Source organism: Ensifer sp. NPDC090286, from assembly GCF_044769565.1.
Taxonomy (GTDB): domain Bacteria; phylum Pseudomonadota; class Alphaproteobacteria; order Rhizobiales; family Rhizobiaceae; genus Ensifer.
In genome coordinates this window covers 1-1,866 of record NZ_JBIVYF010000019.1, presented here as the reverse complement: position 1 = coordinate 1,866, position 1,866 = coordinate 1, and the positions used below count along the sequence as shown (strand labels likewise).

1 protein-coding gene and 1 pseudogene are annotated in these 1,866 nt (G+C 58.6%); both read left to right on the top strand.

Going from position 1 to position 1,866, the window contains the following annotated elements:
* Nucleotides 1–450: pseudogene (locus ACIQUG_RS34630) on the top strand (ISNCY family transposase); the annotation flags it as partial.
* 246 nt (nucleotides 451–696) lie between these two features.
* Entirely contained in the window at nucleotides 697–1,710 is a 1,014-nt protein-coding gene (locus ACIQUG_RS34625) for an IS30 family transposase (RefSeq protein ID WP_402326930.1), read from the top strand.
* Nucleotides 1,711–1,866 lie beyond the last annotated feature (156 nt).

The window sequence follows — 1,866 nt, the reverse complement described above, 5'->3', positions numbered from 1 at the left end:
GCGCCGGATCGGCTGGCCGAGATCCTGTGCAAACGCGAGCAGCGTTATGTCGGATCGCAGCTGACGTTTTCGTTCGAGCGCCAGCGGATCATGCTCAAGGAGACCGAGGTGACACGTGGTTTGGCTGGTCGCTATGTCGAGACCTATGCCTATGCGGACGGTCGATTGGATGTGCGGTGGAAAGGCCATTCCCTGCCCTACAGGGTGTTCGACAAGGACCAGCGGGTGACGCATGCGGCGATCACCGAGAACAAGCGCCTTTCCGATGTCCTGGCTTACATCAGAGAACGTCAGGACCAGCAGACGAAACCAGCTGTGAAGACGAACAGCGACAAGATTGGCTACAAACCGCGGGGCCGCAGGCCGGGCAAGCGGACGGATTTCATGAACGATCCGGCGGTGATCGCGCGGCGCGAGAAGGCACTTTCCCGACTTAATGCTGCGGAGTGACCGGTCACCACAAAGCCTCAAAGCTAAAGCCGAAGGGGTGCCCTTCACCCGCCCCGATCTGATCTTGCAACCGGATCAGCCGGTCAGATCGGGACTGGTCGTCGTGCCGTGTGGCAGCCTGAAGTGACATTTTAACTTTGCGCACCAGCGGACAGTTCAACCTTGCTGCCACAAAGGCTGTAGCCGGGCAGATTCCATTTTCAAATGCAACGGAGGCAAATTGGCCATCGTTTCAGGAGGATGGATGTGGCCCGCTCTTTTGTGCAGTTGAGTATGGATGAACGCCGCGTCATTGCGCGGATGCATGAGAAGAAGATCAGCCAGGCGGAGATCGCGCGGACGCTTCGTCGCGACCGTTCGACCATCTGCCGTGAGCTACGACGGAATTTCTGGCACGACCGTGAAGTCCCCATTGCCGAGGGCTATTGGCACGTGACGGCGCAACAGATGGCTGAGGACCGGCGTCGGCGCTACCGGAAGCTTTTGCGCGACCCGCAGCTTTGCGCCGCGGTCATCGATCGTTTGAAGGATGGGTGGTCACCTGAACAGATTTCAGGTCGCCTAAGGCTTATCAGCGGATCCTCGGCACGACTGAGCCATGAGACGATCTATCAGTACGTTTATTCTCGGGAAGGACAGGACCAACAGCTGGGACGTCACTTGCCGGAACGACGTCGCAAGCGGCGCCCCCGATATGCGCGAAAGCCGAGAAGCCTGGTCTTTCCAATCGAATGCGCCATCCGCAATCGGCCAGACAACGTCAACGCCCGCAGCGACTTCGGTCATTGGGAGGCAGATTTGATGATCTTCAGAAAGGAACATGGATCGGCCAACGTCGCCACCGTCGTGGAGCGCAAGAGCCGCTATACGGTTCTGTTCCGCAACAACGACAGGCGGTCGAAACCGATCATGGGGCACCTGATTAGCCATCTCGGCGCCCTACCCGCCCACGCCCGGCAAAGTCTGACGTTTGACCGAGGCCTGGAGTTCGTCTCGTGGCGCGAGCTGGAAAAAGGCATGGGAACTTCGGTCTGGTTCTGCGACCCACAAGCGCCCTGGCAAAAAGGCACGGTCGAGAACACCAACAAACGCGTCCGGCGCTACCTGCCGCCAGAGACGGTTGTCCTGGACGTGACCAATCGGGAGATACGTGCATTGTGCGAGCGCCTCAACACCACCCCGCGCAAATGCCTGGGGTTCCAGACGCCGAAGGAGATCTTCAGCCATCACCTGTTGGCTATGGACGTGCAAAGCATGTAGGCTTCTCGCGGTCGTTGCATTCGATCTGGAACCACCACCGCAAAGTTAGAATGTCCTGTTTCTGCAAAGTTGGAATGTCACTCTCCCCGGGTTTTGATGACCTGGGAGATTGCGGATGGGATTGATTGCGATGAGCGAGCGTGATCTGCAGCGGAT